Genomic DNA, 22,719 nt, shown 5'->3' on the forward strand with positions numbered 1-22,719 from the left:
TGGTCCTTGTAGTGGTCTAATGAAACCGGACACTCATTTAGGCGAGAATGCTCGCCATATCGAGGTGTCAGATGACCAAGCAACGTCGTGTCTTTTCCGCTGAATTCAAACGCGAGGCTGCTGACCTCGTACTCAAACAAAATTACAGCTGCATCGAAGCCAGTCGTTCACTCGGCATTGGCGAGTCGGCCCTGCGCCGTTGGGTCAGTCAGCTTCTGCAGGAACGCACAGGCGTCACCCCGCAGAGCAAGGCGCTCACCCCAGAGCAGCAAAAGATCCAGGAGCTGGAAGCCCGAATCGCCCGTCTTGAACGAGAGAAATCGATATTAAAAAAGGCTACCGCGCTCTTGATGTCGGAAGATCTCGAGCGTTCGCACTGATCCATCAGCTAAGCGCCCATGAACCTGTTGACTGCTTGTGCGAGGTGTTCGAAATCACCCGTTCGACTTACTACGCCCATCGCCTCAGGCGGCGTTCTCCGGGCGTTGAGAGAATTCGATTACGCAGTCGAGTCAACGAACTGTTCACCCAGAGCCGAAACGCTGCTGGCAGCCGAAGTATCGTGTCGATGATGCAGGATGATGGCGAGCAGATCGGGCGTTTCAAGGTGCGAGGCTTGATGCGGGAACTGGGGTTGATCAGCAAGCAGCCTGGCTCGCATGCCTACAAAAAAGCAACGGTCGAGCGGCCTGACATTCCAAATACACTGAATCGTAAATTCGATGTTCCCGAGCCAAACAAGGTTTGGTGCGGTGACATCACCTACATCTGGGCGCAAGGGAAATGGCACTACCTGGCCGTGGTTATGGATCTCTATGCTCGCCGGATAGTGGGCTGGGCGTTATCAGGAAACCCGGATGCTGACTTGGTCACCAAAGCACTGGATATGGCCTATGAGCAACGCGGGAAGCCTCAAGGGCTGCTGTTTCATTCGGATCAGGGATCGCAATATGGAAGTCGCCACTTCCGTCAGCGTCTGTGGCGGTACCGCATCAGCCAGAGCATGAGTCGCCGGGGCAATTGCTACGACAACTCGCCGATGGAGCGAGTATTTCGCAGCTTGAAAACCGAGTGGATACCTTCAGTGGGTTATATGTCGGTTCAGCAGGCACAACGAGACATCAGTCATTATTTGATGCATCGCTACAACTGGATACGGCCTCATCAATTTAATGGCGGGCTAACGCCGGCTCAGGCCGAGAAAAAACTTAACGTCGTGTCCGGGATTAGTTGACCACTACACCTTGGGACAAGCGCTACTATCACGTGCTGGCAAATCTGGAAGCAAAGGGATTGATTTCGGTGACTAAAGAGAAGAACTCATATCAAATCGCCCTGACCGAACTCGGGCAAAGTCGAGCGAAACGTTTGCTCGGTCTTCCATCTTTCGAGCCAATTGTGGATCGTATGAAGGATGTTAAGCGCGCTTTTGGCGCTCGCAGCGGCTCCTCGCTCAAGCAGATGATTTACAAAGTCTTTGATGAAGAAGTTGGACAGCGTCGTCTCGGCGAGGTGATCGAGGCATGAGCGGCCCCTACCTTTCGATCGCGCGATTGTCTCGACGGCTCACTACCGGCACCACGGAAGCGCTAACTTTCCAGCCAGGCGTCAATCTACTGATTGGCCAGCCCAATACGGGCAAAACAAAGTGGCTGCAGATGCTTGATCATCTGTTGGGCGATCCATCTTCCTTTGAGTCCACGTTCGATGAGCAGCTCTACGAGAAATATGACGCGATCAGCGCCGAGCTTGTAATCGGCGAACAAACGCTGAATGTTGAGAGGCGCTGGAAAGAGCCCGGTAGCAAAAGCAAAGTATTCGTTGATGGCGAGCCGCTGTCACCTCGCGATTTTCAGCATGTGTTGCTCGACAAGCTGGGCATTCCGTTGTTGCACTTTCCGAAGGGCAATCCCTTCTCGGGCCAAACGTGGCCTGAGCTCAGCTTCCGGATGCTATTGCGCCACATCTATCGCCAGCAGCGATTCTGGGGTGGGATCGCGGATCAGCAGATCGACGCAGAGCAGCATGCCTGCATGCTGCAGTTTCTCGGGCTCGCCGAGCATATCTATACCGACGAGTATGGAAAGTTGGTAGAGATGAAGCTCACTGCTGAGCGACTCAAAGCGCGTCGTGAGCAGTATGGCGCTACTCTTAGTGAGCTCGCCGGCGACCTTTTGACCGCTGAAGGCCTCGATCTGACAGTAAATTCAGAAATGGTCCGACTGGCAGAAGAGCGCATCATTGGGAAAATCGACGACCTGCACGTCCAACGCGACAGGACGCTAACCTATGGGAGGGATAAAGTTGTTGCGACAGAGTCGCGTGGTCGCATCGATGCATTGAGCGAAAAAAGGGCGACTCTCATCATCGAACGGGAGGAGCTGTTTATTCAGGCCAAGGCGACGAATGAGCGCCTTGAGGAAATGAAGCGCTATCGCGACGATCTAAATAATGAGCTGGCTCGGCTGCATCGTGCAGAAGATGCAGGCGCAGTATTTGCCGACTTGAAAGTCACGCATTGCCCTGCATGTGATCAGCCCGTCGCGGCTCAAGCTGTCGCCGACGTTAACTGCCATCTGTGCCATCAGCATCTGCCGAGCGACCCGATGGTTGAGGGCATGGGCGCTGCACGTCTGCAGTTCGAGAACGATCGGCTCACCGGTGAGGTGCACGAAGCGAAAAGCTTACTCGATGTTTTGGAGCGGGAGGCAATACGACTTGCCCGTAGGCACGAGACACTCAATGAGCAACTTAAGGCTGCTGAGACTGAGCTTGCGCCCGCACGGCAAGCGGTTTCCGCCTTAGTCAACGAGGATCTACGCGCAATTGACATGTCCATGGGTGAGCTAAACGAGCGGCAGCGCCAAGTACAGCGTCTCAAAGGGGCGCTCGAGTTGGGTGAGCAACTGACCGCACAGATCCAAGAAATGGAAACTACCATTGAGCCGTTGCAGGATCAGGTCGACGCAAAGATGCGTACGATGGATTTTAGTCATGGCGAAGAAATGCTCGCGGCAGGTATGTCTACTTACTTGAACTCGCTTAACACCCTAAAACCCAAAGTCTGGCGGCACAGCGCACCAGACGTGAATCTTTCCCGGTCAAGCTTCAGCATCAAGGTTGGCACCAGACGGTGGAACTCTGCCTTGGGCGGGACGGACACTTTGTATTTCTTAATGTCGTACCACTACGGCCTTCTCTCGCTAAGTGCCACGCCTGGGTACCACTACCCGGGCTTGATGATTATTGACCTCCCCGGAGACTTTCTGGGAGAGTCGGTCGAGGACAAAGAGAACTTTATCGTTCAACCTTTCATCGACCTTTTGGGCCAAGAAGCTTATGCAGGAGCGCAAGTCATCATCACGGGTGCCTCCTTCCAAGGCCTAGAAGGCGTTCATAGGAACAAACTCACCAAGCCTTACGTTGGGTGACGCCTCATACCATGTATTAAGGCTCTGCGATTTTAAGAAAAGGATTGTCGGGTGGTGTCAATTCAAAAAAAAGCTTCGGCTCCTCAATGAGATACCCCTTCAGGATGGTTTTCTTCCTGGGGCCCTGGACATGGCATGCCCAGATATTTAGGCCGTTGTCTCGCTTCCTGTGGACCTTCAGTTTTTCAAAATGCTTCTGCACCCAACGCCATTCTTCAAGTTGTTGATCGGTCCCCTGAGAGAGACCAGGAAACTCCTGCGCGTAGCGTTGGAAGATACCAGGCGTGACCAGAAATACGCTGCCACTCACCGTGTGGATTTTGGCCTTGTTATCGTTGATGACTAGCTTGTGGCTTAGGATGCCTTCCTTGACCCAATTCAAGAATACGTAGCCAGGGTTATCCGAAGGTAGGGTTGAAGTTTCAAGAGCGTTTTCTGACGGTGCCTCACTGGTCTCAGGCTTTTCCAACTCGAACATGTCCAGCAACGTGCCGAGGTAGTCGGCATCCTCCAGCGCCATGGGATCCGGCTGCGGTTGGCTTTGACTTGATCTTGCACGGACTGTCTCGGCCGCTGGTGTTGGTACCGGGGTGTCAGTTGAGTTGTCATGCACTGCAATGCTCACCGTTCCGCTGAAATTTTCGGGGCGGTCTTCGTTCCCCCAGATCAACGCGGGTTGAAGGCGCAGAAAAGTGAAACTCTGCTGCCAGTCGCCCTGCGTGACAAGAGCGCTCCAGATGGCTTTGCCTTCTAGGGTAGACTCGACCAGTCCATGCGATTGCAGTTCGTCGAACACGGCTATGTTGGATGAAGGAATACCTTCAATCGACTGCGACAGCAAATAGGCCCGCAGCTTGTCCGTGACCGTCTTGCTTACCAGCCAGAGTGCGTCCTGGGTCAGCCAACCCGCGGCACCCGGCTGATTGAGTTTCAGCTCGTGCTGAACCAGGTGACGCAGTCCGCTGATCAAGTGATGTTGCAGCGAATGAATCGGCGCTTGCAGCGCCTTGCTGGGGTTACCACCGATGTTCTGTGCGGTGGAGACGCGGTCGGCCTTTGTCACTAACTCACCGAGCACGCCGGCACGTTCGTACTGGCCCGCCAGGACATACAGCAAACTGGCCCACAGTGCTGGAAATCCGCTTAGCCAATCGAGGATTGGGCGGTCGAGAATCTGCGTGTAGAGCAAACCTGCAGCGGCGCCATGCAAGTGATAGTCGCGACCCTTGATGTAACGAAAACGGTAGGGCTGATCCAGCGGACCCTGCCAAGGGTGCCAAAGACGGCCGTCTTGGCGTTCAACCTGCAGGTCCACGGCGATCTTGCCGATGTCATGCAGCAGGGCGCCATAGGCGATGCCAGCCGACCAAGCATCGGTCTGAGCGGCTTGGTCTTCGGGTGCGGCACCGGTGGGAAGCAGATACGACTGACGCAGTTTCAAACTGCAGGCGACCAGTTCCAGTCCATGGTCGAGCATGCCTCCGAGATAAGCGTGGTGGTGCGTCTCGCTGGCCGGGAGTTGCTGGACCCGTTCGGCGTAGCGATGGATCGGATTTAAGTAGAGCTGGATGAACTGCGCGTGGGAGAGGGCGGTGTACTGCCAGATGCGATCGAGCAGCTGGCGGCGGTGCTCCGCGGCTAACAAGCTGTGAGCCGATTCGATGGGCAGGTAGCCTTCGGCGACGTTGACGGTCGGTGGCGGAGGGGGCTTCCGCCTTTTGCGGCGAAATAGGCTGAACATCGTGATCTCCGTGAAGTGTCTGGGGCAGTGGCCTTTTAGCCTTTTCGGATAGAGCTCTTACCCTTGAGCACCCATTCCCTTCCAACCCTTATCCGTCCTTTTGGCTCGCATCCCTTTGCATGGCAATTGGAATATGGATACGGCTAGGCATCGTTTTGTTGGGGGTAGTATGGGCAAGAAAAGAGTCGGTACACTGCGGTGTATATTTTTTGGGTCTTGCCATGAACCTCACTGACGCCACGCTCGTGCTGCTGCTCGCGGCACGTATCCATGGAACCGACGAAGCTGTCAGAGCCTCGGCGAAGAGCGTGGTCAAGAAGTTGCCGCGCAGTAAGCGTGATCTGATTTACAAGGTGATCGACAGCCGAAGTCCCCTCGAGCTGGTGGATTATCTGGCGCAGAACCTGGATGAGGAATGACAGGCTGTGGGGATGTGCCCATCCCTGACTCTTTGAATTAAAGCCCAGCGGCATGGGGTTTTCTGGGCGCAGAAAAAAAGGGCCCAACTTGCGTTGGGCCCTTTGATGCGATTGCAGCGGTGAGGTAATGATCAAACTCCATCGTTCATGCATCGTGAGTCATCCATTACCATCTGCTTCCGTTGCTGCTCCAAGTTCAGTACGTACTCCGAGGCGCTTCGGGCCAGACCACTGGCGCGAAAGATCGCGCGTTTGTCAGCCTTGAGCAGGCCAAGCCAGGAGTCGATGTAGCCCTCGTGCCGCAGCTCCCCCTGTATACCTGCGTAGGCACATAAAAAAGCAGCGCCCATCTCGGCGATCAACTCCTCAAACGCGTAGCCTGGCGAGCCGAATGGACAGGCTGACGTCACGCCTTCGCGCTGCAACCGAGTGTGATGCCCGGTCCAGTGCGTCAGCTCATGCAGTGCCGTGGCGTAGTACCCGCCTTCATCGTGAAATTGTGCTTTTGTCGGCAGTTGGATGAGATCCCTGATCGGGTGGTAAAAGGCTTCGTCGGCAGGCCGATGAACGATGCGTGCACCTGAACTTAACAGCAGATTTTCCGCGGCGCTGTTGGGCTGGAAGGGATCACTCTGTTCAGTCTCGAGCAGGGTGTCATTGAGCATTTCGAGCCCCTCCGTTTGCTCGATGTTGAACAGAAAATGCGTCCTGAGAATGCCGAAGTGAGCGATCTTAGGTTGACCGTTTTCATCGAGTACTGGTTGGCCTGACTCGGTCTGTTCCTCGCGCTCCATCGGCTTGTAGAGTACCGCCAGAGTGCTGTGCTCACCCTTACGAATGTGCCCGCCAGCTTTTTTGGCTTGATTGAAAGTCAGCCAACGATCTTGAGTGAACCCCTGCAACCTGGCCTCGGCCCAGAGCAGCGGTAAATTGATGCCCGAATACGGACGTCGCGTGATGGCGTTGACGGGGTAGGGTTGATGACCGATGTGAGCGGAGCCACTTGAGGACCAGGGTTTGATCCAGGGTGCAACGCCTTGGTCTAACGCAGTAATGATCTTGTCAGTTACGTCTTGGTAGATATCACGCATGGCAATTTCCTCGAGAGAAAAACGGAGGAACGCCGTGCCCGTCGGGGAGGGTTCCCCGGTTGGGTGATGTGCTGGATTGATGCAGGTCTTGCATGTTGTTCGAATGTGGAGTTGAACGCCGCTAATTGCGCTTAGCGATGGTGTTCTCCTACAAGCGCTATCAGCAAGGCGCTAGGCTGACCCGGCTCTTGGAGTAGGCTCAGACTCAATTGGAGCAACGGCTCGGGGTCTAAGTGATCGGCTGTTTCAATATGCATTACCTCGAACAGCACGTAAGGCTTGTGTGGAAAGGCCAGGTGGGCCTCGAAGGCTGCGCGCAATACGTGGCTCAACCGATCGACCTGCAGCTTCTCAGCGTGATCGGATTGATTGAGCAGTACTGCGCGTTGCCACGCGCCAGGAGTGAACACGATGGGCAGCCGAAGGGTGTTCAGTGTTTCCGGTGTAAGTGAGTCGGGCATGGTATGTCTCCGTTGAAAACGCGAAGAAACCTGTCCCGTGCGGAGAAAGATTTCCCCGCAGTGGGTTGAAGAAAATCAAGAGGGCTTACCTCACGAGCAGAGCTCGAAAGGCGCTCATAAGAGCAGTAGGCGTTCATTACCGTAGAAACGGTCACCGTGCGAGCCACCGAACGCTAATCGCACTTGGGGGGAACCATCATCGAAGTGACGTAGCCTTGAAGGTTCTGGCTACCTGGGAAAGTGCTGTCGATAACAGCGATCCGCACCTTGTATTTAGCCGGACGATTTATCTGGGTCAATCGCTGTAGAGACGATGTTTCGCAGAGCTTGTCTTCTGGCTTCCAATGAGGATTTTTCGGCCGGGGAAACTGATAAACGGTCAGGCATGGGCCGTTTTCAGTAGTAGCCTATTCCTCTAGGCTTAACCATGAAAACGCTCAGAAGAGGGCGAGACCATGCCGACTCAACAACCTGTTCAGAATTCACGTGCCCACCGCTGGGCGTATTCCTGTGGTCTGTCGGTGAAGCGTGGTTACCGTAGGTTGAAAGCTTTTGAATCCCATGTGTTTGAGCGTGCGGAGACCGCAGGTGTGCCCGCAGGTAGATTTCTTGTTCGCGGGAGTTTTCTGATTGCCAAACTGGCATTGATCGGAGGATTACTGTTTGTCAGTGTTTGGCTGGTTACTTTCATTGTGATGATGCTGGCTGTCATCACTTTGCTATGGCTCAGGACTTTTATTGGTGCCGATCGCGAAGATAAAAATCCAGGGGCAGACTATCTAGGTGCTGATCTCTACATCGGCGACTTCGACGACAATGGGCATTACATAGGCGACAGCAAGTCATCTAATTGAGCGCTTAGCAGCACCCAATATTTGATCCGTACCTTTGCTCGCTGAATCACTTGCAGCTTTGCTACCGTTCGCCAACATGCCTTGAATACCGCTGCCGACTGAATATCCTGCCCAGCTCATGGCGCCTAGAAATAGCATTGGTAGCACGATGAACATCGCCCCCATCACATACTCGATCACCTGCGCTGTGACGGTTCCATCCATGAGGCCGGATGTGGGCAGCGACAACAGCACCTGATTGGAAGCCGAAACCTGGTTGTACAGGGTATCGAGCATGCTGGAGTCGACCCAGCGCGCCAGTTCCCACCAGAAGCTCAGCATGTGTAAGGTGAACAGCGCAAACGTTACCGTCATGACGGTCTTCAGCTGGTAGGTACTGACAAGCAGGATCAGCGGCAAGCTGATGATGACGCCCATGATCAGGAACGCCTGCACCATCGGCAATGCTGCGCGTAGTGCATTCATTGCCGGGAAGTTGCTGAAGGAACCGAGGGCCAACCCGGTGTTGGTGGCCAGGTTATTGAGCCCCTGATTGATCGAACCGCCACGAGCGCTGGAGCCGTAGTCCTGATACACCTGTCCGGGCGACATGGACATCGATTGCTGGCGCGGGCTAACCAGCTCGCGAAGGGTGGCATCTTCGATCTCGTTGCTCGAACGCCCAGTCAACCAACCTTTCAACTGAGTCAGCAAAGAGGGATTAACCTGCTCGATCAAGCGTTCGCGTAGCCCGACACCACGGTCGCTCCACCACTGCTTACAGGTGGGGTAGCCCGCGCCATTCTCCAGCCGCGGCAAGGAAACATCGCGGTTGTCGTCATACGGCCAGCTGACTCTCGGTGTACGTGAGCGATCCGTATCGTAGTAGCCGGGTGTGTCGAGAAAATAGCTTGACCCGATCCACGCTGCGTCGTGGCTTTGTGCTTTATCCAACTGCGGACGGTTGGTGAACAGCCGAGAACGGGAATAGCCATAGCAGTCGCGAGTGAAGTCGGCGACTTCCTGCAGCAGGACCTGATTATCGATGCGCGAACTGTCGATCTCCATGCGCATTTGTCGGATATCCGGTGCGCAAGGGATGGAGGCGGTGGCTGCCGCAGTCACGCCTTTGCTCAAAGCATGCACCAGAAACCACCAGATCGGCACATTGGCGGAGCGCCCGCCGATGGTATTGAACGTCGTCCCCCAGGCAGTTTCCGCTGGCTTGGTCACACTTACGCCGCAGCGCTGACTCGCCGCATCATCGAACGTCATTGACGAGAGGCTCAACGGAAAGACCGGCGCGCAGCCGAACAACACGACGATGTAGGCCAGCCACAACCGGTTCTCGATCCGTGGCACCGAGAGCAGTCCCTTGTTGCCCTCATCCGCACCTTGCTGACGGGCAGACAACCATTCCTGCAAGATGATTGCACCAAAGGGCGCGGCGAACAGCCCTGTGTCGGACAGGACACTCCAGAGGCCGTTGTTGATGATCCAGGCCAGGAGAGAGAGGTAAAACTCCAAGTAACTGTTGGTGCTCATGAGCATGGTAATGACCTCACAGTCGGGTGAGCTCGACGCAGATAAAGAGCAGGAACCCTACTGTCCCGATGCGTTTTATGCGCCGTCGATCCTGTGGTCGATGTCGGTAGCGCCGAAGCAGATCCCACCAGAGTGCAAAGAGAGCGCCGTAGAGCAGGGCACGCCACCATCGCAGATTGGGCCGTACGGATTCGAATGCCTGCTGCCAGGCGTCGAAACTACCCAGCGCGGTACTACCTATCCAAGCGACCAGTGCGGCGGTCAGGATCATCACCGCAACCATCCCCAGACTCGAAAGCAAAGTGAATAGCGGTGAGCGTTTCATGGCTCACTTGCGCCTGGCGTCAGCATCATTGAGTCGACCTGGCTCAGGGTCACCTTGCTCGACGGTGCGCGAAGCATCGGCACCACCTGCATGTCGATCGAGCACGAGGCTGGCGGTGTTGGTAGCCAACATTTGCCGAACCTGCAGTTCGGCCTGCAGCAGGCGTATTTCGCGCTCCAGCGCGTCGATGTTTTTCGTCAATGCGATTTGGGCCGGCTCGGCGGAGGCGATGTTCGGTTCTTGACTGCCCGCCAGCAGCGTACGCAGTAGCAGCAACGCCTTGTGGAGTACGCTGGATAGGGCTGTCTCACTGGCCAAACGCCGTGCCAGCAGATCCTGGTCGGGATCGTCACGCAGGGCTTCAACCACACCTCGGGTCACCAGTAACATCGGGCTGGAGGCCTTAGCCAGATTGTCAGAAGTAGGCGGCAGCGAGCCGGACAGCAACCCTTGTAGTGCTTTGAGGTGTTCGCTGTAGGCCTCCTGAATCAGCGGAGTCAATCCGCTGCCAGCGGTCGCACGAAGGGTTTCGCAGCTGTCGCAGGTCGAGACTTCGCTCTCGCCCAACACGCGAACGGCCCATTCGGATTCCTCTTGGGGCGAGGTCCATGTCTGGCAAATAGCCCCACCCAGACAATCACCGCTACTGATCGAGGCGCTGTCATCCACCGAACGGTTATGCAGCAGGTTATAACCCGCGCGCACCACGTCGGCGGTCACCCGAATGGGCGTCTGCCCATTGCCTCCAGCCTTCGAGCCGCCGACCCAGGACACCCCATTGTTGCCGTTACGGGTCTCGGTATTTTTCACCGCGGCCACCGCATCACCACCGGTTTGCTCCAGGTTGCCCTGCATCTCCTCGTTTTTGGCCAGCGCGCCCCAGCCGGCCTGACCGACCTTGTCCGCCATCTTTTCGGCCATGGCCTGGCAGGTCAGCTTGGAGCGGTCGAAGTCGATGCGCCCCTGCATCACCCCGTTACTGAGCAACTCATAGAGACCTGGGTTGGCGCGCTGTATGATCAAGGCAGGCAGCGACATAACGGCTTGGGTCGCGTTCTGCACGATGCTGCCCATGATTTGCTGGAAACCTTCAGTGACGCCGTTCAGTTGGTTTTGCAGGGTGTTGGTGAGGCTCATTTTTCCGCACATCATGTTCGCTCGCCATGATCCGCCGACACCGAGACCACTGGGCCGATAGAGCGAACTCGGTGAGCCTACTGCCGAGCCGCCACCAATGGTGTACATCACGCGGTCATCGAGCACTTCGCCTTGAGTGCCAAGGCGATAATCGCCTTCGGCGGCGTGGGCATGCGTGGCCATGGTGAGCAGTCCACAGAACAACAGACTCATCGTGCCCAACCATGGTCTTGCGAGAAGCTGACTCATGAAGCACCTCCTTCAAAGTCGATGCTGAACAGAAAGGTTTGCCCCTCACGTTTGCAGCAGCTATAGGGACGCCAAAGCGACCAGGCGTAGCCGCCATCCGCGCTCTGGACTGGATTGCTGGGGAAGATGGCGCACGTGGGTTGAATTTGGGGGGAGAGCAATTGCCATTTGTGGGTCGAAGCGTCGTTTTCGATGATAGGGCCAGGCGGCCAGTAGCCGTCGTGTCTGGCTGGTGTGAGTGGTGCATACACATGCGGCTGCCAGTTTCGGGTAACCACATCACCGGCCCGTTGTGCCATGACTGCGGCTGCCTCGAAATCGTCGGGCTGTACCAGAAAACCCTGCCTGGGATAAACGTTGCCCCACATGTTTCCTAAAACTTGACTACCGACTTCGCGGACTCCGGGCACAAGTGACTCTGGGTAGAAATTTTCCGGGATGCCATGGCGCCAGGCCAGTGAGTCCAGGGTACTCAGGTAGTAAGGTATGAATGCTGTTGCACCGCTGGCGCAGGCATAGCCGGATTGCGAAGCCAGTTGCGTTGCGATCCAGCCGCCGGGGTGGCCGATGCCATCGACGTTCTTGAAGCGGGTCAGGTTGTCGCGGTGGGTGTTCGGGGTGATCAGGTTGCCGCCACCTTCCGCACCGCTGATGGGAGAGGAAAGGGTGGCCATCTCGGTCCAGGGGTTATTGCCCGTGGCGGTGTAGCTTGAGACCACCAGTTCAGGAATGAAATGACGAACCTTGGTCGAGGTTTTGACTGTGCAGCCGAACGGCGTGCAGAGCAACCAGAAGCAAATGCCGACGACCCTGTATTCGAGGCAGTCTGGCGAAAGCACGGAGGACGTGATGCTTCCGGTGTCCAGAGCCACGCTTGGGCCGCATGCCAGCAGGATGCTCAGTGCCAAGGGTCTTAGCTTTGCGGGCGATATTGACGAGCAGACGGCAGTCATAATCCAGGCTCAATATGTATGGCCTGGGCAGATTCGGTGAGGGGCTGGAGATTGTCAGCGGAAATTATGGAAGCGGGTGTATCGGGTTTGCGAGACTTGAGACTATTATTTGACGTGAAGGGAGCTGCTCAGGATGTCGGGTTCCACAAGTAACTGATCTGCGGTAATTTCGAAAATATTGGCGAGCTTGCACAGAACCAACAGCGACGGATTGCCCGTGCATCGTTCGATTTGACTGACGTAGGTGCGATCTACCTCGGCCATGAGCGCGAGCTGCTCCTGGGTAAGGTTCTTCACGCGTCGCATCAAGCGGATGTTTTCCGCCAGCTGCAGACGAAGTTGTTCGTAGTCTTGAGTCATGCGCGCAAATTGCGCCTTGAGGGACTCTCAATCCACGGGATATAGTCTGCATTGGCACTGCTCTATGCCATTTGAATGCTTATGGCTGGTACCTAAAGCCTAAATTTTTTCGAAGCTGGCCTTTGCGTCTGAAAATAAATCAGAAATTTAGGGTGTATATGGACGAAAACTACATTTCAATTCCGCCGGCGGATGGTTGTCCAAGTCTTCTGACGCCGTGGGGTAGCGAATTTTCCTCAATGATTGAGCGCGGCGTGCAATGCGCGCAGGCTTGGCTTGATGCACCTGGCGAAATTCCACTGTGGTGGGAGCTGGCGCAAACCCGCAAGACTTTTCCTGTTGGTGACTGTCAAGATGCCTTTGAAGCCGGATTCTTGTTGAGGATTCAGCAGCGGCTTCGGGGTTTACCGCAATAACTGGTCACTCGCTTTAGAGCGAGAGGCCTGAACAGATTCCGCTATGTTGGATCTATTCCTCGCATCCTATCGATCCGTTCAGCTACGCGATACGCCGCTTCCAACTCTGAGCAGACGTTCTCCTGCATCAGTGTCCAGCGCTCGGCTTTCTCCTCGGGCTCAGTCATGGCCAGAGCGAGATAAAGACTGGGTGGTACGGCCCGAAACAGCGTCTCAATTTTTTTCGATAGCACGACCCCTTCGGTGTACTTCCCCGGCTCCTTGCCAGCGGACAGCAGCAAGGCTTTTTGCGCAGGCGTGAGCTTTTTGAACCGTGCGATTTCCTCAATCTCCGCGGGCGGCATATTCAAGCAAATCCACCATTCGATCATGTTGAGCATGGTCTGCGCAGCCGTTGGAAAGTCGGCAAGGTTTTGCGTCGCCAGCCAGAACCAGGCGCCGAGCTTGCGCCACATCTTCGTGCCCTTGACCACGAAGGGCGCCAGCAGCGGGTTCTTGGTAATGATGTGCCCCTCGTCGGTGACCATGATGATTGGTCGGCCCAAGTACTGGTCGCGCTCGGCGAGGTTGTTTACGGTGTTCATCAGGCTGATGTAGCTAATGGACATCTGAGCCTCATAGCCTTCGCGAGCGTAAGTGGCGAGATCGACGATGGTCACATCGCTTTCCGGCCACGGGGTGCCTTCACGGTCGAAGAGCTCACCCTCGAAGCCCTGGCAAAAGAGATCGATGGACTCGCCCATTTCCTGTGCACGTTCGCGACGTTTTTCCGGTAAGCGCGAGTCTGTGGCGACGCGCAGTAAAGCGTTGCGCACATCGCGGGTCAGTACCTGACGGTTCGTTGCGACACAGATTTGCGCCGCATCGAGAATACACTCGCGGATCAAGCTGCGATCAGCTCGACTCAGTCGCGCCTCTTCCTTGGCCTCGCCACCGGTGATCATCAGGCGAGCGGTGATTTCCAACTCGCCGAGAACATCGCGCTGGTCCTCGCGACTGGCTACTGCTTCATCGTCCCACTCATCAATGGAAAGGCTCGCCACCTGATCTGGTTGTTCGACCAAGCGCCAGGCATCGCCGAATGGGGCAAGACTGACCGGGGCGCCAGGTTTTAATTGGACCTTGTTGATCGACAAGCCCTGTGTGGCGAAGTAGTCACCCTGCAGGCCGAACGAGTTGCCAGCCTCTACGATAAATAGGCGAGGGCGGTATATAGCCATGATCTGCATCAACAAGGTGACTAGGGTCGCTGACTTGCCGGCGCCGGTGGGGCCGAATAACAGCAGATGGCCGTTCATTGCCCGGTCTAAACGTGACAACGGATCAAAGCTCAGAGGCGACCCACCACGATTAAACAGCGTGATACCCGGGTGGCCGGTGCCAATGCTGCGGCCCCAGACTGGAACGAGGTTTGCCAGGTGTTGGGCGAACATCAGGCGTGTGTACCAGTTACGTGTGTCGCGGGCTGGGTTGTAAGCCATCGGTAACCAACGCAGGTAGCTGTTGCAGGCGGCGACTTCATCGCCCTCACGCACCGGTTGTAGCCCCGCACCCAGCAGCGCGTTCGTTAGGCCGACTGAGCGTTGGTGCAACTGCTGTTCATCGTGACCGCGCACATAAAATGCCAGGGTGCCGCGGTACAGCTTGTGCTGTCGGCCAATGATCGCACGAGCCTCTTCAACATCCTGACGGGCCTGAGTCGAAGCCAAGTTTTCACCAATGGCTTTGCGGGCCAGGCGGTTCAACTGATCTTCGAGTACATCTTGTGGTTTGACCACCAGGGTCAGACTCATCACCGTGCCTTCGGGCAACTGGTCGAACAGCGCATTCACCGCGTCTCCCTTGCGGATTTCGCCAGTGAGTTGACCAATCAATGGCGCCCGGCGCAGCTTGTCCACCACCATGACCCGGTGGGGCTGACCATCAAAAAACCAGAGTCCATGCTGCACGTCCGAACGCGGTTCGTTGAAGAACAGGCGTTCGGCAAAGTCATGATCGAAGGGCAGCTCCAGCGATTCGCCTTCGCCGGACTCCGGATAGGCTACCCGGCGGTAGAAGCCCTCGGGCGCTTCATTAGTGAGACGGGGTGCCGGATTGAACCAGGGCAACAACCAGGCATACAAACCTCGGCCATCGACTCGCGTCGATTGCACCCCGCACGCCTGCAACGAAACAGCGATACGTTCGCAAGTTTGTTGCAGCGATTGCACTGGGTTGAGTCCCGCCTCCTCACCGACAGACTCAAGCCAGCGATAGATCACCAATCGCACCCGACGGTTGTTTCCTCGCCAGGGCAGGCGCGTGACTGCCTTATCCTCGAACAGGCCGCCGGGCTTGGAGATGGCTTTCAAATGTCGGCGAATAAGTTCCAGGTACGCTTCGGTGAAAACCGTGCCTCGGGCGCCGTCCTGAATATAGTCGGTGAGCCGGGTCAGGTAGGGGGTGAAGTCGTTGTCGTCCTGGCAGAAAAATTGCGCCACCCAAGGCGCTTGATCCAGCTCGTCAAAGCTATCCTGCAGGGCATCTTCAAGGGCATCGCGGGCTGCCATTAACCAATCGGGTTCGCGCCCTTCGGTGCCGATGGGCAGTAGCTCGAAAACCGCACCCACAGAGCGATTGTCATCTAGTAGAAAACAGTGCTCGGTTTCGAGGTATTCGACCCACGGCAGATGATCGGTGAAGCTGGGATTGTGCGCATAGAGCGCAGCTTCATCGGCCAGTGTGGCGCGGGGGCGCAATGGGTTGCGCCAGGCTTTCCATGCAGACGTGCAGTTGCCCGTATCGTCGCTACACATTACAGATCTTCCTGACGTTCACCCGGCATTGCGTACTGCACCCGTTGGTAAAATGGAAAGACGGTCGAGTATCCAGGCACTGGTGCCTGCTCGGTACCACTCAGATGCGGATACACGTACATCACCAAATCAGGATTGGGCAGGCGCGGGAATAGGTTGCGAATTTCATTCGCTGCTGTACGCGTGTACGGTTCTTGGAGCGAAGCGGAGAGATCTGTTTGAGCCAACGGGCGGCGCAACGGTTGCCGAGCATCCAACAGTTGCTGTTGTGTACCCTGTGAGCCGGCGCCGTTCCAGATATCCAGCATGGTTTGCTCGCCATGCGGCAAAAGTGTGTCCTTGTCGGTGGAACACCCCGTCAGGACCCAGCAGAGCAAGCTAATCCAGATCAGATAGGGAGGTATGGTCTTTTTCATGGCGAACGCTCCGGCCCTTGGGCTCGTAGTCGATGGTGATCTCATGGTCGAGGTGTAGGGTCACCTGTGCTGCAGGTGGTACATACACGGCAGCAAAGGCTTCGCCATACAGTTTGTTGACCCACTCGCGAATGTCGCTGACCCCACCACTGAGAATTGAATTCAGTGCGCTATTGCCACTGCTGCTGGTGACCCCGAAGGCACTGCCGCCCGTGCTGATCGTGCTGCTGTTGTTTTGTTCATTCCCGAGCAAGGCAGCGACACCCGCGCCGGCAGCAGTGATCAGGCTCTGGCTACCGAGGTACTGCTGGGCATTCGAGCGACGCTCGCCGGCAATGCAAGGAATGCCATACGGATCGGAGAGGTAACCGAGTCCACCGCGGATCTTGTCGGTGTTTGAGCTCTGGGTGGTGGAGGCATTGCGGCTGGATACCGCTTTCGGCTGAGGCACCGTGCGGATGGTGCCATCGGTAAACACAAAAGTGATCGACTCGACCTGTCCGCGTACGCATGACAGGGTCCAGTCACCGGACGCCGTGCCGCTCATCACAGCACCCGCGACGTCTGGCAGGTCGATGCCGTTGGCCGTCAGGTTTTCCGGACCGACCAGTACCTTGAAGGGATAGGGATCATTCACGGTGCCATCCACCGGGACTCGGCCAATCAGCGCGGTCATGGCGACCGAGCCCATCAATGTCGCATTTTCGGGAATGGTGTAGACCGGCTTCGCACCTTCGGTACGATCACCGGATCGCGTCAGGTCACGCTCACCCTTGGTGACCTCGCGTAACTGCTTTTGGCTGCGGTCGATGGCATTGTCCTTCAAGCCCTCGAGCGAGTTGAAGGCATTAGGCAGACTCGGTGCGGAAGAGGTCTTGGTTTTGCCTCGGGCTTCGGTGGAGGGAGCATCCGAGGGTTCAATCCACTGCAGCGCATCGTTGGCAGAATGCCGCCCTTCGAACTGGTCCCCATCGCCCGGTTCAAGCCCCAGTCCGATCGGCATATCCTTGCCTTTGCCGGTCAGCGCCGACAACTGTTCCTGCAATTGCGTCAGCAGACCGCGAGCCTGACGACTGTCTTGTTCCGCTTTGAGGCGTGCTTCATTGGCTTGTCGGCGGCCTTCGTCTACCTGCTGGGTCACACTGCCAAGTGCCGTCTGAATACGCGAGTCGACGCTGTTTTCTCGCTCGCGCAGGCGGTTGTTTTCCGTCTGCAGCGAATCGTTGTGTTTCTTCAAACCGAGCATGTCGCTGCGCATGGCCTTCACTTGGCCTACCAAGGTGGCGACCGTGTCGCGTGGGGTATCGCCCGCAATGCCGAGCGACTTGGCTTGCTCGGCAGATAATTGAATATCGCCCTGATCAACTGGGTGCTCTGGAGAAGGCATGCTGCCTCCCGCGACCCAGCTTTTCATGATGATCAGCGCCACACCCAGCAGCGCAGCCGGTACCAGCCATTTGAGCAAGGCGTTAGCCTTCATCGTCAGCACCTCGCGCAACGGGCGGAAGCATCACGGCGTGTTCGAGGCCTGCACCTCGAGTGATGAGGTAGGCAATCGTGGTGTCTTCCGCACTGCCGACCGGCCCGAGGAAAGCATGCTGGAAGGTCGCGGCGAACAGCTTTGCCTGAAGCTGACGCGGATCTAGTTGCACCGTCGCTGTACCTCGATTGCGCAACTTCACGGCCGTCACCCAATAGTCACCGAGCCGCCAGGCGGCGATGGGTGTGCTGGAAACGTTTTCGCTCGGCAGCAGGGTCGGCAGTTCGGTGCGCATCTTGAGCGGGACGCGGCGTACGCCGGGCAGGGACTCCACGGTGAGCAGCGGGCCGTACAGGCTTTGCGCGGCGTAGCGCGTCAAAGCGGCCGGGATCGGCGTACGTTCTGGAACAGGGAAGGTGCTCGATTCAGACTCGATAGCTTGCATCGGAGCATTCTTGAGAATACGCACGGGCTCTAGGGGTTGATCGCCAGGCGTGGCCGCGATATCCAAGAGGATGATCTCGCCCGTCTTGACCGATTGCAGTTGCAGTCGTGTCGGTGCAATGGCTTCCGACGCGCGCAGGTACAGCGTGCCTCCGGTTGATTGCACGCGCAGTTTATCCTTCAGCGTGGAAGGCACGCCGACACGAACAGCTTCATCGACAAAGACCACTCGTTCCTGATTGATCACCAGTGGGACCGCGAGCGGTAGGCGTTCCCAGTGCATCAGTTCGACGGCCTGCGCTGCAGCGCCCGATAGCATCAGTGTGAGGGTGAGTCCCAGGGTAGAAATCCGCTTCATGGCTCACCTCCAGGTAGGGAGATTTTTTGCGGCGTACCCTGATAGCAATCCAGTGCGAGGCCCCACTTATTGCGTTCGGGGTCCAGATCGAAACGCACCACCCGTAACGGATAGCGCACGACCACCCGTTTCACCGGTTCGGCGGCGTAATACTCATCAGCGTTGAGGTCGAGTGTGACCAACCAACTGTCGCGATCGAGTTGCTTGACCCGCAGTTCCGGATCTTCACTGTAGCCTCGGCCTAGAATTTCGTAGACGCCACGCACCCGTTGACGCAGTTCGCCGGCGGCCTTGCGATACTCGTAGTCGCCGTCGAGGAAGGCCTTGCAGGCAGGTGTCAGGTAGGACTGCAAGCCATAGATGGCGCGGCGATAATCCTGCTCGCCATCCGAGGGCCAGCGGTTGAGTTGGCCAAAGATGTACAGGGCAAAGGCATACACATTCTCTGGGGGAACATCCCACCACTTGCGCGTGCTGCCCGAGCGCAGATCAGGGGGTACATGCACGGTCAGATCGGTCGGTGCTGAGCGCCAGCCATACCATAGTCCGGCGCTGAGCAGGGCGAGCATCACTATCGCCAGACGCAGGCTGAAGATATGAGCCTGTTGGGCATCGACCTTGTTTCGAAATCGACTCATGGCTGCCACCGGGACAGGGCAGGGCGCAGTCGACGCGAACGGCGAACTGTCCAGGCACCGGAGTGGAGAATCAAACTTCCACGCCCCAGGCGCCAACGGCTGGCGAGTATCCATTCGAGCTTGCGGTACAACCAGGTCTCCGGACGAGCCCGTTTGGCCCGACGCAGTAGCGTGCCACCGATCAATAAGACCACTGTCATGCCTGCGATCATGCTGGTCGGCGCCACGGCAATCGAGGCGGTGACGATCGCCAGAGGAATGCCCACCAGCAGGCCAATGACGGCACCGGTGCCTAGGGCCACCCACATTTCATCATTGGTTAAACCGCGCAATACGGCTGGATCACGATTGAGTCGCTCTGGCAGAAAGACCAAAGTGCCGTCGGCAAGACGTTCGATAGTGTCGTTCATGCCAACCTCACAGAATCGCGGCAGCCTTGGTGAGAAACCAGATGATGATCACCACCAACAGGGCGCCGATACCGACTACCGCGCCGAGGTCTTTCCAGGTCTTGCGCTGGTTTTGGACATCGGCGAATACAGTCAGGGAATGCCAAGCCACGCCGAGAAACGCGAGCAGGGCAATCAGTAGACCGAGCAGAATGCCGCCGTCGTAGGCGTAGTTTTTGATCGTCTCGATCAATCCGGAACCTTCGCCTCGGGACGGCGCCTCCATGGTCGGTAGCTCGGCAAAAGCTAGGCCTGGACCAAGGACAAGCAGCAGACCTATTAAGCGTTGGCTTGCACGATCACGCAGGTTGTTTTTAAGGGGGACAAGGCACTTGAGCATGATGGCGATCTCCGATATTAGGACAGGGTGAAGAACATCAAAATCAGCAAGGTGAGCAGTACGCGCGCAACGCTGCCGCCAAAGGCACCAAAGCGCACGCTTCCTGTCGCCCAGCCCCGGTAAGCCGTCCACATCACCCAGGCACACCAGAGCAAAGCCAGGACCAAAACCATGGAGATCCAAAGCATCGAACTGCCTTGCGCCGAAAAGCCGGAGGCGTTTTGGAAGGCAGCGGTCTGCGCGTCCGTCATGCTCATGGCGAGGGTTTCTCGGACGAGGTGTCGAGGCGATAATTGCCGACTAATTCAGTGGGGTCGCGGGGTTGAGCGCGAGAAGGGGAGAGATAATCCTGTACACCGTGGCGGATACGCTGGATGTCATGAATTAGACGGAGATAGTCAAAGCGATATCGTATGGACGTCTCTGGCGTATTGGTTGTATTTGCGCGATTCGCGATGTGCTCAGTAACCTCAAGCTGTTTTTGGATGAGCTCCATATCAACCGGTTCTTGACTGGGTGTTGCGTTGGCGCAGCTGCACGCTACCAACAATATGGAAATCAGAAGGCGGGGGATGAAGTGCGTAAGCATGGCAATCAGCTCTGGATTCTCACGTTCAGGATTGTGAAAATGACCAGTTAAATCCCTAGGAAAATTGAAGCAGAGACAATCGTTTTTGAGGGCGATTGACCTCTTGGGTATTCTTGATTGGCGCGGTCCACATGCGCCGACGGTAGGGTTACACCGAGGGGCTACCCCCTCAGTTTTGAACATGAGGTTGTTTTTTAGGGAGCAGTTTTTATGCAATGGCTTTATCTGTTTATAAAACCATATTATTGGATATCTTTCATTGCCTCTTACGGGGTGGCACAGAACCTAGAAGGAATCGGTTGGTTTGGTTATTTTAATGATATATACGAGCCAGGTATACCGTACCCGCTGTTGAATCTTAGTCCTGTTGCGGGCGTAAAAATAATTTCTTTGTTTTTTTTTATGTTTCTTGTTTTGGTGGGCCTTGTATTTGTCAGAGGGGCTTATGTTCTAGGGCGTAAGCCGGGCACGGCGGGATTGTTGATCGTGCTTTTTCCTGGGTTTTTATCACTGGTCGGGTTCGCACCGAGTTGGTGGTTGCTTATTCCTGAGGACTTTAATCTGGGGGCGGGTTATATAGGTGGCTTTTGGAGCAGTGGAATAAATTTTTTAATTGCATTTGTCTTGGGTTGGTCGATTATTTTAATTTTTGCGAATTTTTTTAAGAGTCCGAAGTTTAAGCATGGCTATGACCATCTGTGGTGCATGCTAAGCCTGGTGGGATGCATGTATTTGGTGGTTGACTCCCAAGCAAAGTTTGATCGTGACCAAATGGTAGATACTAATAAATTGCTGGGTGACTATTTGCGGTTTTATAAAGATCGGTATCAAGATTTGAAGGAGAGCTGTCTAACCGATACCTCATTTTCAGGGGCTGAAAATGCAGTCTGCAAATCCGCTGTCAAAGTGTATTCGATATTATCGATCAATAGCGTCGGAGATGAACCGGAATTGAGACGCTACGGAGATTCCTGGTTGCAATCATTACCAGGCCCCGATGCCATAGCCAGGATAAATGCTTATTTTTGCTCTCGTGCCAATAATAGCGGCGCGTGCCATGAAACACCTTCTCATCTAATGATAAATAGTCAGGAGTTTGGGAGCAAAGATTACATTCCACTGACTGCCCATGGGGAGCGTGTACGTAAGCTCTATGAAAAACTTGGAAGGTTAGTGGATAAGGTTAAGCTGAGTCGCGAGCACGAAAATTTGAAGTATTTTCTCTTTTGTATTATTTCTTTTCTTGCGGGCGGCAAGGCCGCAACAGCGTCATTATCAATAATAGGAGAGGGTAACATGAAGTCGCGCTCGTGGTTGTTGCGCGCAATGAGAGTAATATTTTTTAAATGCTGGTTTCTCATAAAGCTGAGAGCTTGCTAAGTGGCATATCATTCTAGCTTTTTGGCTCTCTTGGATAGGAATTCTTCTAGTTCCTTGGTTGAGCTTCAGGTGATTTGTTTAGATGTATTTTTTGAATGTGGTTGTTGTCAATGCGGTGGCTGCCCCGAGTATCACGGCGCAAGGGATAAAAACGGCCGGCGGATTGAGTGTAATGGGTAATGATAGGTAAACGATCCAGGGTAGAGTCAATAGCGGTACCACAGTCCGTTTTGCACGGTGATAAATAAAACTACTTTCCCGACCTGCGCCAAATTTGCGCAGGTCGCGGCGTATCAGACCATCGATAAAACCAGTAAACATGGCCATCAGAAACAGGGGGGCGGCCAGGACCAGAATGGTCAGGCGCACCACGAAGGTAAAGATCACATAAACTGCGGCCAGTACGAAGTCCTCAATGCTTACGTAGATCTGGTTGATCCAGCTCCAGAAGCCGTTGCCCTGGCTCGATACCCGCGCCAGCTGGGCAAAATCCGCAAAGCCAGTCTTGACCAGCAGCCACTGATTGAGGAGATCCAGCCACTGGACAATCGTCTGTCCGGGTTGTTGGAGGATGAGTGACGATTTGAAGTGCTCGCTCAGCCAACCTAGTTCGTTGGTCAGCATGGCTTGGCTGTGCCGCCAACCCTGATCACCCCAGAACAGCAGCAAACCGGCGAATTCGACGAGGATCGAAAACAGCAACGAGGCGATCAGCATACCGATGATGCGTAAAACCAAGCCGATTGCCGAGACGATTAATCCCGGGCGCTGGATCGGTTGTGGCGACGTGTTCTGGGCGGAAGTCGCCATCGTTCACTCCATATTGCGAGTTGCATAGTTGATGTGGGCACGACGCCTGCCGAATACGT

At 55.8% G+C, this 22,719-nt stretch carries 25 protein-coding genes; 7 read left to right on the plus strand and 18 right to left on the minus strand.

Translation table 11 applies throughout. The features are described from left to right. The first annotated feature begins 71 nt into the window (after positions 1–71). From AB4P90_RS10245 to AB4P90_RS10255, 3 genes are all read left to right on the plus strand, one after another. Positions 72–1,234 (plus strand): IS3 family transposase gene (locus AB4P90_RS10245; RefSeq protein ID WP_282374564.1). Its coding sequence is split into 2 segments (ribosomal slippage): positions 72–327 and positions 327–1,234, totalling 1,164 coding nucleotides; the frame shifts between segments, so codons are not numbered across the junction. Further along, positions 1,231–1,527 (plus strand): hypothetical protein, encoded by a 297-nt coding sequence (locus AB4P90_RS10250; RefSeq protein ID WP_395605865.1) that lies wholly within the window; start codon positions 1,231–1,233, stop codon positions 1,525–1,527. The genes AB4P90_RS10245 and AB4P90_RS10250 overlap by 4 nt, the downstream gene beginning before the upstream one ends. Then, positions 1,524–3,431 carry a hypothetical protein gene (locus AB4P90_RS10255; protein ID WP_395605866.1) on the plus strand — a complete coding sequence of 636 codons (1,908 nt, stop codon included), beginning with the start codon at positions 1,524–1,526 and terminating at the stop codon, positions 3,429–3,431. Before AB4P90_RS10250 ends, AB4P90_RS10255 begins: the two co-directional genes overlap by 4 nt. A 16-nt stretch (positions 3,432–3,447) precedes the next feature. Here the strand turns inward: AB4P90_RS10255 and mobH are convergent, their stop codons facing one another. After that, positions 3,448–5,172: a MobH family relaxase gene (mobH, locus tag AB4P90_RS10260; RefSeq protein ID WP_395605867.1), complete on the minus strand. Its 1,725-nt coding sequence runs from the start codon at positions 5,170–5,172 to the stop codon at positions 3,448–3,450. Positions 5,173–5,393: 221 nt separating this feature from the next. Between mobH and AB4P90_RS10265 the strand changes: the two genes are divergently transcribed. Continuing rightward, positions 5,394–5,591: a hypothetical protein gene (locus tag AB4P90_RS10265; protein ID WP_046035945.1), complete on the plus strand. Its 198-nt coding sequence runs from the start codon at positions 5,394–5,396 to the stop codon at positions 5,589–5,591. A gap of 131 nt (positions 5,592–5,722) precedes the next feature. Here the strand turns inward: AB4P90_RS10265 and AB4P90_RS10270 are convergent, their stop codons facing one another. Both AB4P90_RS10270 and AB4P90_RS10275 read right to left on the minus strand, forming a co-directional pair. Then, complete coding sequence (locus AB4P90_RS10270) at positions 5,723–6,682, minus strand: ArdC family protein (protein ID WP_060766734.1); 960 nt, start codon at positions 6,680–6,682, stop codon at positions 5,723–5,725. Positions 6,683–6,813: 131 nt separating this feature from the next. Next, positions 6,814–7,143 (minus strand): hypothetical protein, encoded by a 330-nt coding sequence (locus tag AB4P90_RS10275; RefSeq protein ID WP_060766735.1) that lies wholly within the window; start codon positions 7,141–7,143, stop codon positions 6,814–6,816. 455 nt (positions 7,144–7,598) lie between these two features. Here AB4P90_RS10275 and AB4P90_RS10280 point away from each other — a divergent pair, with 455 nt between their 5' ends. After that, positions 7,599–7,997, plus strand: a complete 399-nt coding sequence (locus AB4P90_RS10280) for a DUF3742 family protein (protein WP_060766736.1) — start codon at positions 7,599–7,601, stop codon at positions 7,995–7,997. On the opposite strand, the gene AB4P90_RS10285 is transcribed toward AB4P90_RS10280, so the two are convergent. The 5 genes from AB4P90_RS10285 to AB4P90_RS10305 all read right to left on the minus strand — a co-directional run bounded on the left by AB4P90_RS10285 (position 7,986) and on the right by AB4P90_RS10305 (position 12,545). Further along, positions 7,986–9,527 carry a conjugal transfer protein TraG N-terminal domain-containing protein gene (locus tag AB4P90_RS10285; protein WP_060766737.1) on the minus strand — a complete coding sequence of 514 codons (1,542 nt, stop codon included), beginning with the start codon at positions 9,525–9,527 and terminating at the stop codon, positions 7,986–7,988. The genes AB4P90_RS10280 and AB4P90_RS10285 overlap by 12 nt on opposite strands. Before the next feature lie 10 nt (positions 9,528–9,537). Continuing rightward, positions 9,538–9,846, minus strand: coding sequence for a hypothetical protein (locus tag AB4P90_RS10290; RefSeq protein ID WP_060766738.1), 309 nt, complete (start codon positions 9,844–9,846; stop codon positions 9,538–9,540). A gap of 3 nt (positions 9,847–9,849) precedes the next feature. Continuing rightward, positions 9,850–11,232: an integrating conjugative element protein gene (locus AB4P90_RS10295; RefSeq protein WP_060766739.1), complete on the minus strand. Its 1,383-nt coding sequence runs from the start codon at positions 11,230–11,232 to the stop codon at positions 9,850–9,852. Beyond that, entirely contained in the window at positions 11,229–12,185 is a 957-nt protein-coding gene (locus AB4P90_RS10300; RefSeq protein ID WP_395605868.1) for a TIGR03756 family integrating conjugative element protein, read from the minus strand. The genes AB4P90_RS10295 and AB4P90_RS10300 overlap by 4 nt, the downstream gene beginning before the upstream one ends. A 105-nt stretch (positions 12,186–12,290) precedes the next feature. Beyond that, positions 12,291–12,545, minus strand: a complete 255-nt coding sequence (locus AB4P90_RS10305; RefSeq protein ID WP_123480311.1) for a helix-turn-helix domain-containing protein — start codon at positions 12,543–12,545, stop codon at positions 12,291–12,293. A 158-nt stretch (positions 12,546–12,703) separates the two neighbouring features. Here AB4P90_RS10305 and AB4P90_RS10310 point away from each other — a divergent pair, with 158 nt between their 5' ends. Further along, positions 12,704–12,961, plus strand: a complete 258-nt coding sequence (locus AB4P90_RS10310) for a LasR-specific antiactivator QslA (protein WP_081088268.1) — start codon at positions 12,704–12,706, stop codon at positions 12,959–12,961. A 41-nt stretch (positions 12,962–13,002) separates the two neighbouring features. Here the strand turns inward: AB4P90_RS10310 and AB4P90_RS10315 are convergent, their stop codons facing one another. From AB4P90_RS10315 to AB4P90_RS10355, 9 genes are read right to left on the minus strand one after another with little or no spacing between them, the layout of a single operon-like run. Further along, complete coding sequence (locus AB4P90_RS10315; protein WP_060766742.1) at positions 13,003–15,756, minus strand: conjugative transfer ATPase; 2,754 nt, start codon at positions 15,754–15,756, stop codon at positions 13,003–13,005. After that, entirely contained in the window at positions 15,756–16,172 is a 417-nt protein-coding gene (locus AB4P90_RS10320; RefSeq protein WP_060766743.1) for a TIGR03751 family conjugal transfer lipoprotein, read from the minus strand. The genes AB4P90_RS10315 and AB4P90_RS10320 overlap by 1 nt, the downstream gene beginning before the upstream one ends. Further along, the gene (locus tag AB4P90_RS10325) at positions 16,135–17,652 is read right to left on the minus strand and encodes a TIGR03752 family integrating conjugative element protein (protein WP_060766744.1); all 1,518 of its coding nucleotides are present in this window, start codon (positions 17,650–17,652) and stop codon (positions 16,135–16,137) included. Before AB4P90_RS10325 ends, AB4P90_RS10320 begins: the two co-directional genes overlap by 38 nt. Continuing rightward, positions 17,642–18,454 (minus strand): TIGR03749 family integrating conjugative element protein, encoded by an 813-nt coding sequence (locus tag AB4P90_RS10330; RefSeq protein WP_060766745.1) that lies wholly within the window; start codon positions 18,452–18,454, stop codon positions 17,642–17,644. The genes AB4P90_RS10325 and AB4P90_RS10330 overlap by 11 nt, the downstream gene beginning before the upstream one ends. After that, positions 18,451–19,092 (minus strand): PFL_4703 family integrating conjugative element protein, encoded by a 642-nt coding sequence (locus tag AB4P90_RS10335; RefSeq protein WP_060766746.1) that lies wholly within the window; start codon positions 19,090–19,092, stop codon positions 18,451–18,453. The genes AB4P90_RS10330 and AB4P90_RS10335 overlap by 4 nt, the downstream gene beginning before the upstream one ends. Continuing rightward, positions 19,089–19,502 (minus strand): TIGR03750 family conjugal transfer protein, encoded by a 414-nt coding sequence (locus tag AB4P90_RS10340; RefSeq protein ID WP_060766747.1) that lies wholly within the window; start codon positions 19,500–19,502, stop codon positions 19,089–19,091. Before AB4P90_RS10340 ends, AB4P90_RS10335 begins: the two co-directional genes overlap by 4 nt. A 7-nt stretch (positions 19,503–19,509) precedes the next feature. Continuing rightward, entirely contained in the window at positions 19,510–19,881 is a 372-nt protein-coding gene (locus AB4P90_RS10345) for a TIGR03745 family integrating conjugative element membrane protein (RefSeq protein WP_058426013.1), read from the minus strand. Positions 19,882–19,898: 17 nt separating this feature from the next. Beyond that, a complete protein-coding gene (locus AB4P90_RS10350; protein WP_060766748.1) occupies positions 19,899–20,138 on the minus strand; it encodes a TIGR03758 family integrating conjugative element protein in 240 nt (79 codons plus the stop codon). Next, positions 20,135–20,653: an RAQPRD family integrative conjugative element protein gene (locus AB4P90_RS10355; RefSeq protein WP_318533239.1), complete on the minus strand. Its 519-nt coding sequence runs from the start codon at positions 20,651–20,653 to the stop codon at positions 20,135–20,137. Before AB4P90_RS10355 ends, AB4P90_RS10350 begins: the two co-directional genes overlap by 4 nt. A gap of 27 nt (positions 20,654–20,680) precedes the next feature. On the opposite strand from AB4P90_RS10355, the gene AB4P90_RS10360 reads away from it, so the two are divergent. Beyond that, the gene (locus tag AB4P90_RS10360) at positions 20,681–21,850 is read left to right on the plus strand and encodes a hypothetical protein (RefSeq protein ID WP_060766750.1); all 1,170 of its coding nucleotides are present in this window, start codon (positions 20,681–20,683) and stop codon (positions 21,848–21,850) included. A 78-nt stretch (positions 21,851–21,928) separates the two neighbouring features. Here AB4P90_RS10360 and AB4P90_RS10365 read toward each other — a convergent pair whose 3' ends face one another. After that, positions 21,929–22,660 (minus strand): TIGR03747 family integrating conjugative element membrane protein, encoded by a 732-nt coding sequence (locus AB4P90_RS10365; protein WP_060766751.1) that lies wholly within the window; start codon positions 22,658–22,660, stop codon positions 21,929–21,931. Positions 22,661–22,719: the final 59 nt, after the last annotated feature.

This window comes from Pseudomonas sp. B16120 (assembly GCF_044218845.1).
GTDB lineage: Bacteria > Pseudomonadota > Gammaproteobacteria > Pseudomonadales > Pseudomonadaceae > Aquipseudomonas > Aquipseudomonas paracarnis.

Excerpts from the sequence above, each read along its gene's own strand:
- AB4P90_RS10255 (WP_395605866.1), top strand. The coding sequence starts at position 1,524 with ATGAGCGGCCCCTACCTTTCGATCGCGCGATTGTCTCGACGGCTCACT.
- mobH (WP_395605867.1), bottom strand. The coding sequence starts at position 5,172 with ATGTTCAGCCTATTTCGCCGCAAAAGGCGGAAGCCCCCTCCGCCACCG.
- AB4P90_RS10265 (WP_046035945.1), top strand. The coding sequence starts at position 5,394 with ATGAACCTCACTGACGCCACGCTCGTGCTGCTGCTCGCGGCACGTATC.
- AB4P90_RS10270 (WP_060766734.1), bottom strand. The coding sequence starts at position 6,682 with ATGCGTGATATCTACCAAGACGTAACTGACAAGATCATTACTGCGTTA.
- AB4P90_RS10275 (WP_060766735.1), bottom strand. The coding sequence starts at position 7,143 with ATGCCCGACTCACTTACACCGGAAACACTGAACACCCTTCGGCTGCCC.
- AB4P90_RS10280 (WP_060766736.1), top strand. The coding sequence starts at position 7,599 with ATGCCGACTCAACAACCTGTTCAGAATTCACGTGCCCACCGCTGGGCG.
- AB4P90_RS10285 (WP_060766737.1), bottom strand. The coding sequence starts at position 9,527 with ATGCTCATGAGCACCAACAGTTACTTGGAGTTTTACCTCTCTCTCCTG.
- AB4P90_RS10290 (WP_060766738.1), bottom strand. The coding sequence starts at position 9,846 with ATGAAACGCTCACCGCTATTCACTTTGCTTTCGAGTCTGGGGATGGTT.
- AB4P90_RS10295 (WP_060766739.1), bottom strand. The coding sequence starts at position 11,232 with ATGAGTCAGCTTCTCGCAAGACCATGGTTGGGCACGATGAGTCTGTTG.
- AB4P90_RS10300 (WP_395605868.1), bottom strand. The coding sequence starts at position 12,185 with ATGACTGCCGTCTGCTCGTCAATATCGCCCGCAAAGCTAAGACCCTTG.
- AB4P90_RS10305 (WP_123480311.1), bottom strand. The coding sequence starts at position 12,545 with ATGACTCAAGACTACGAACAACTTCGTCTGCAGCTGGCGGAAAACATC.
- AB4P90_RS10310 (WP_081088268.1), top strand. The coding sequence starts at position 12,704 with ATGGACGAAAACTACATTTCAATTCCGCCGGCGGATGGTTGTCCAAGT.
- AB4P90_RS10315 (WP_060766742.1), bottom strand. The coding sequence starts at position 15,756 with ATGTGTAGCGACGATACGGGCAACTGCACGTCTGCATGGAAAGCCTGG.
- AB4P90_RS10320 (WP_060766743.1), bottom strand. The coding sequence starts at position 16,172 with ATGAAAAAGACCATACCTCCCTATCTGATCTGGATTAGCTTGCTCTGC.
- AB4P90_RS10325 (WP_060766744.1), bottom strand. The coding sequence starts at position 17,652 with ATGAAGGCTAACGCCTTGCTCAAATGGCTGGTACCGGCTGCGCTGCTG.
- AB4P90_RS10330 (WP_060766745.1), bottom strand. The coding sequence starts at position 18,454 with ATGAAGCGGATTTCTACCCTGGGACTCACCCTCACACTGATGCTATCG.
- AB4P90_RS10335 (WP_060766746.1), bottom strand. The coding sequence starts at position 19,092 with ATGAGTCGATTTCGAAACAAGGTCGATGCCCAACAGGCTCATATCTTC.
- AB4P90_RS10340 (WP_060766747.1), bottom strand. The coding sequence starts at position 19,502 with ATGAACGACACTATCGAACGTCTTGCCGACGGCACTTTGGTCTTTCTG.
- AB4P90_RS10345 (WP_058426013.1), bottom strand. The coding sequence starts at position 19,881 with ATGCTCAAGTGCCTTGTCCCCCTTAAAAACAACCTGCGTGATCGTGCA.
- AB4P90_RS10350 (WP_060766748.1), bottom strand. The coding sequence starts at position 20,138 with ATGAGCATGACGGACGCGCAGACCGCTGCCTTCCAAAACGCCTCCGGC.
- AB4P90_RS10355 (WP_318533239.1), bottom strand. The coding sequence starts at position 20,653 with ATGTTCAAAACTGAGGGGGTAGCCCCTCGGTGTAACCCTACCGTCGGC.
- AB4P90_RS10360 (WP_060766750.1), top strand. The coding sequence starts at position 20,681 with ATGCAATGGCTTTATCTGTTTATAAAACCATATTATTGGATATCTTTC.
- AB4P90_RS10365 (WP_060766751.1), bottom strand. The coding sequence starts at position 22,660 with ATGGCGACTTCCGCCCAGAACACGTCGCCACAACCGATCCAGCGCCCG.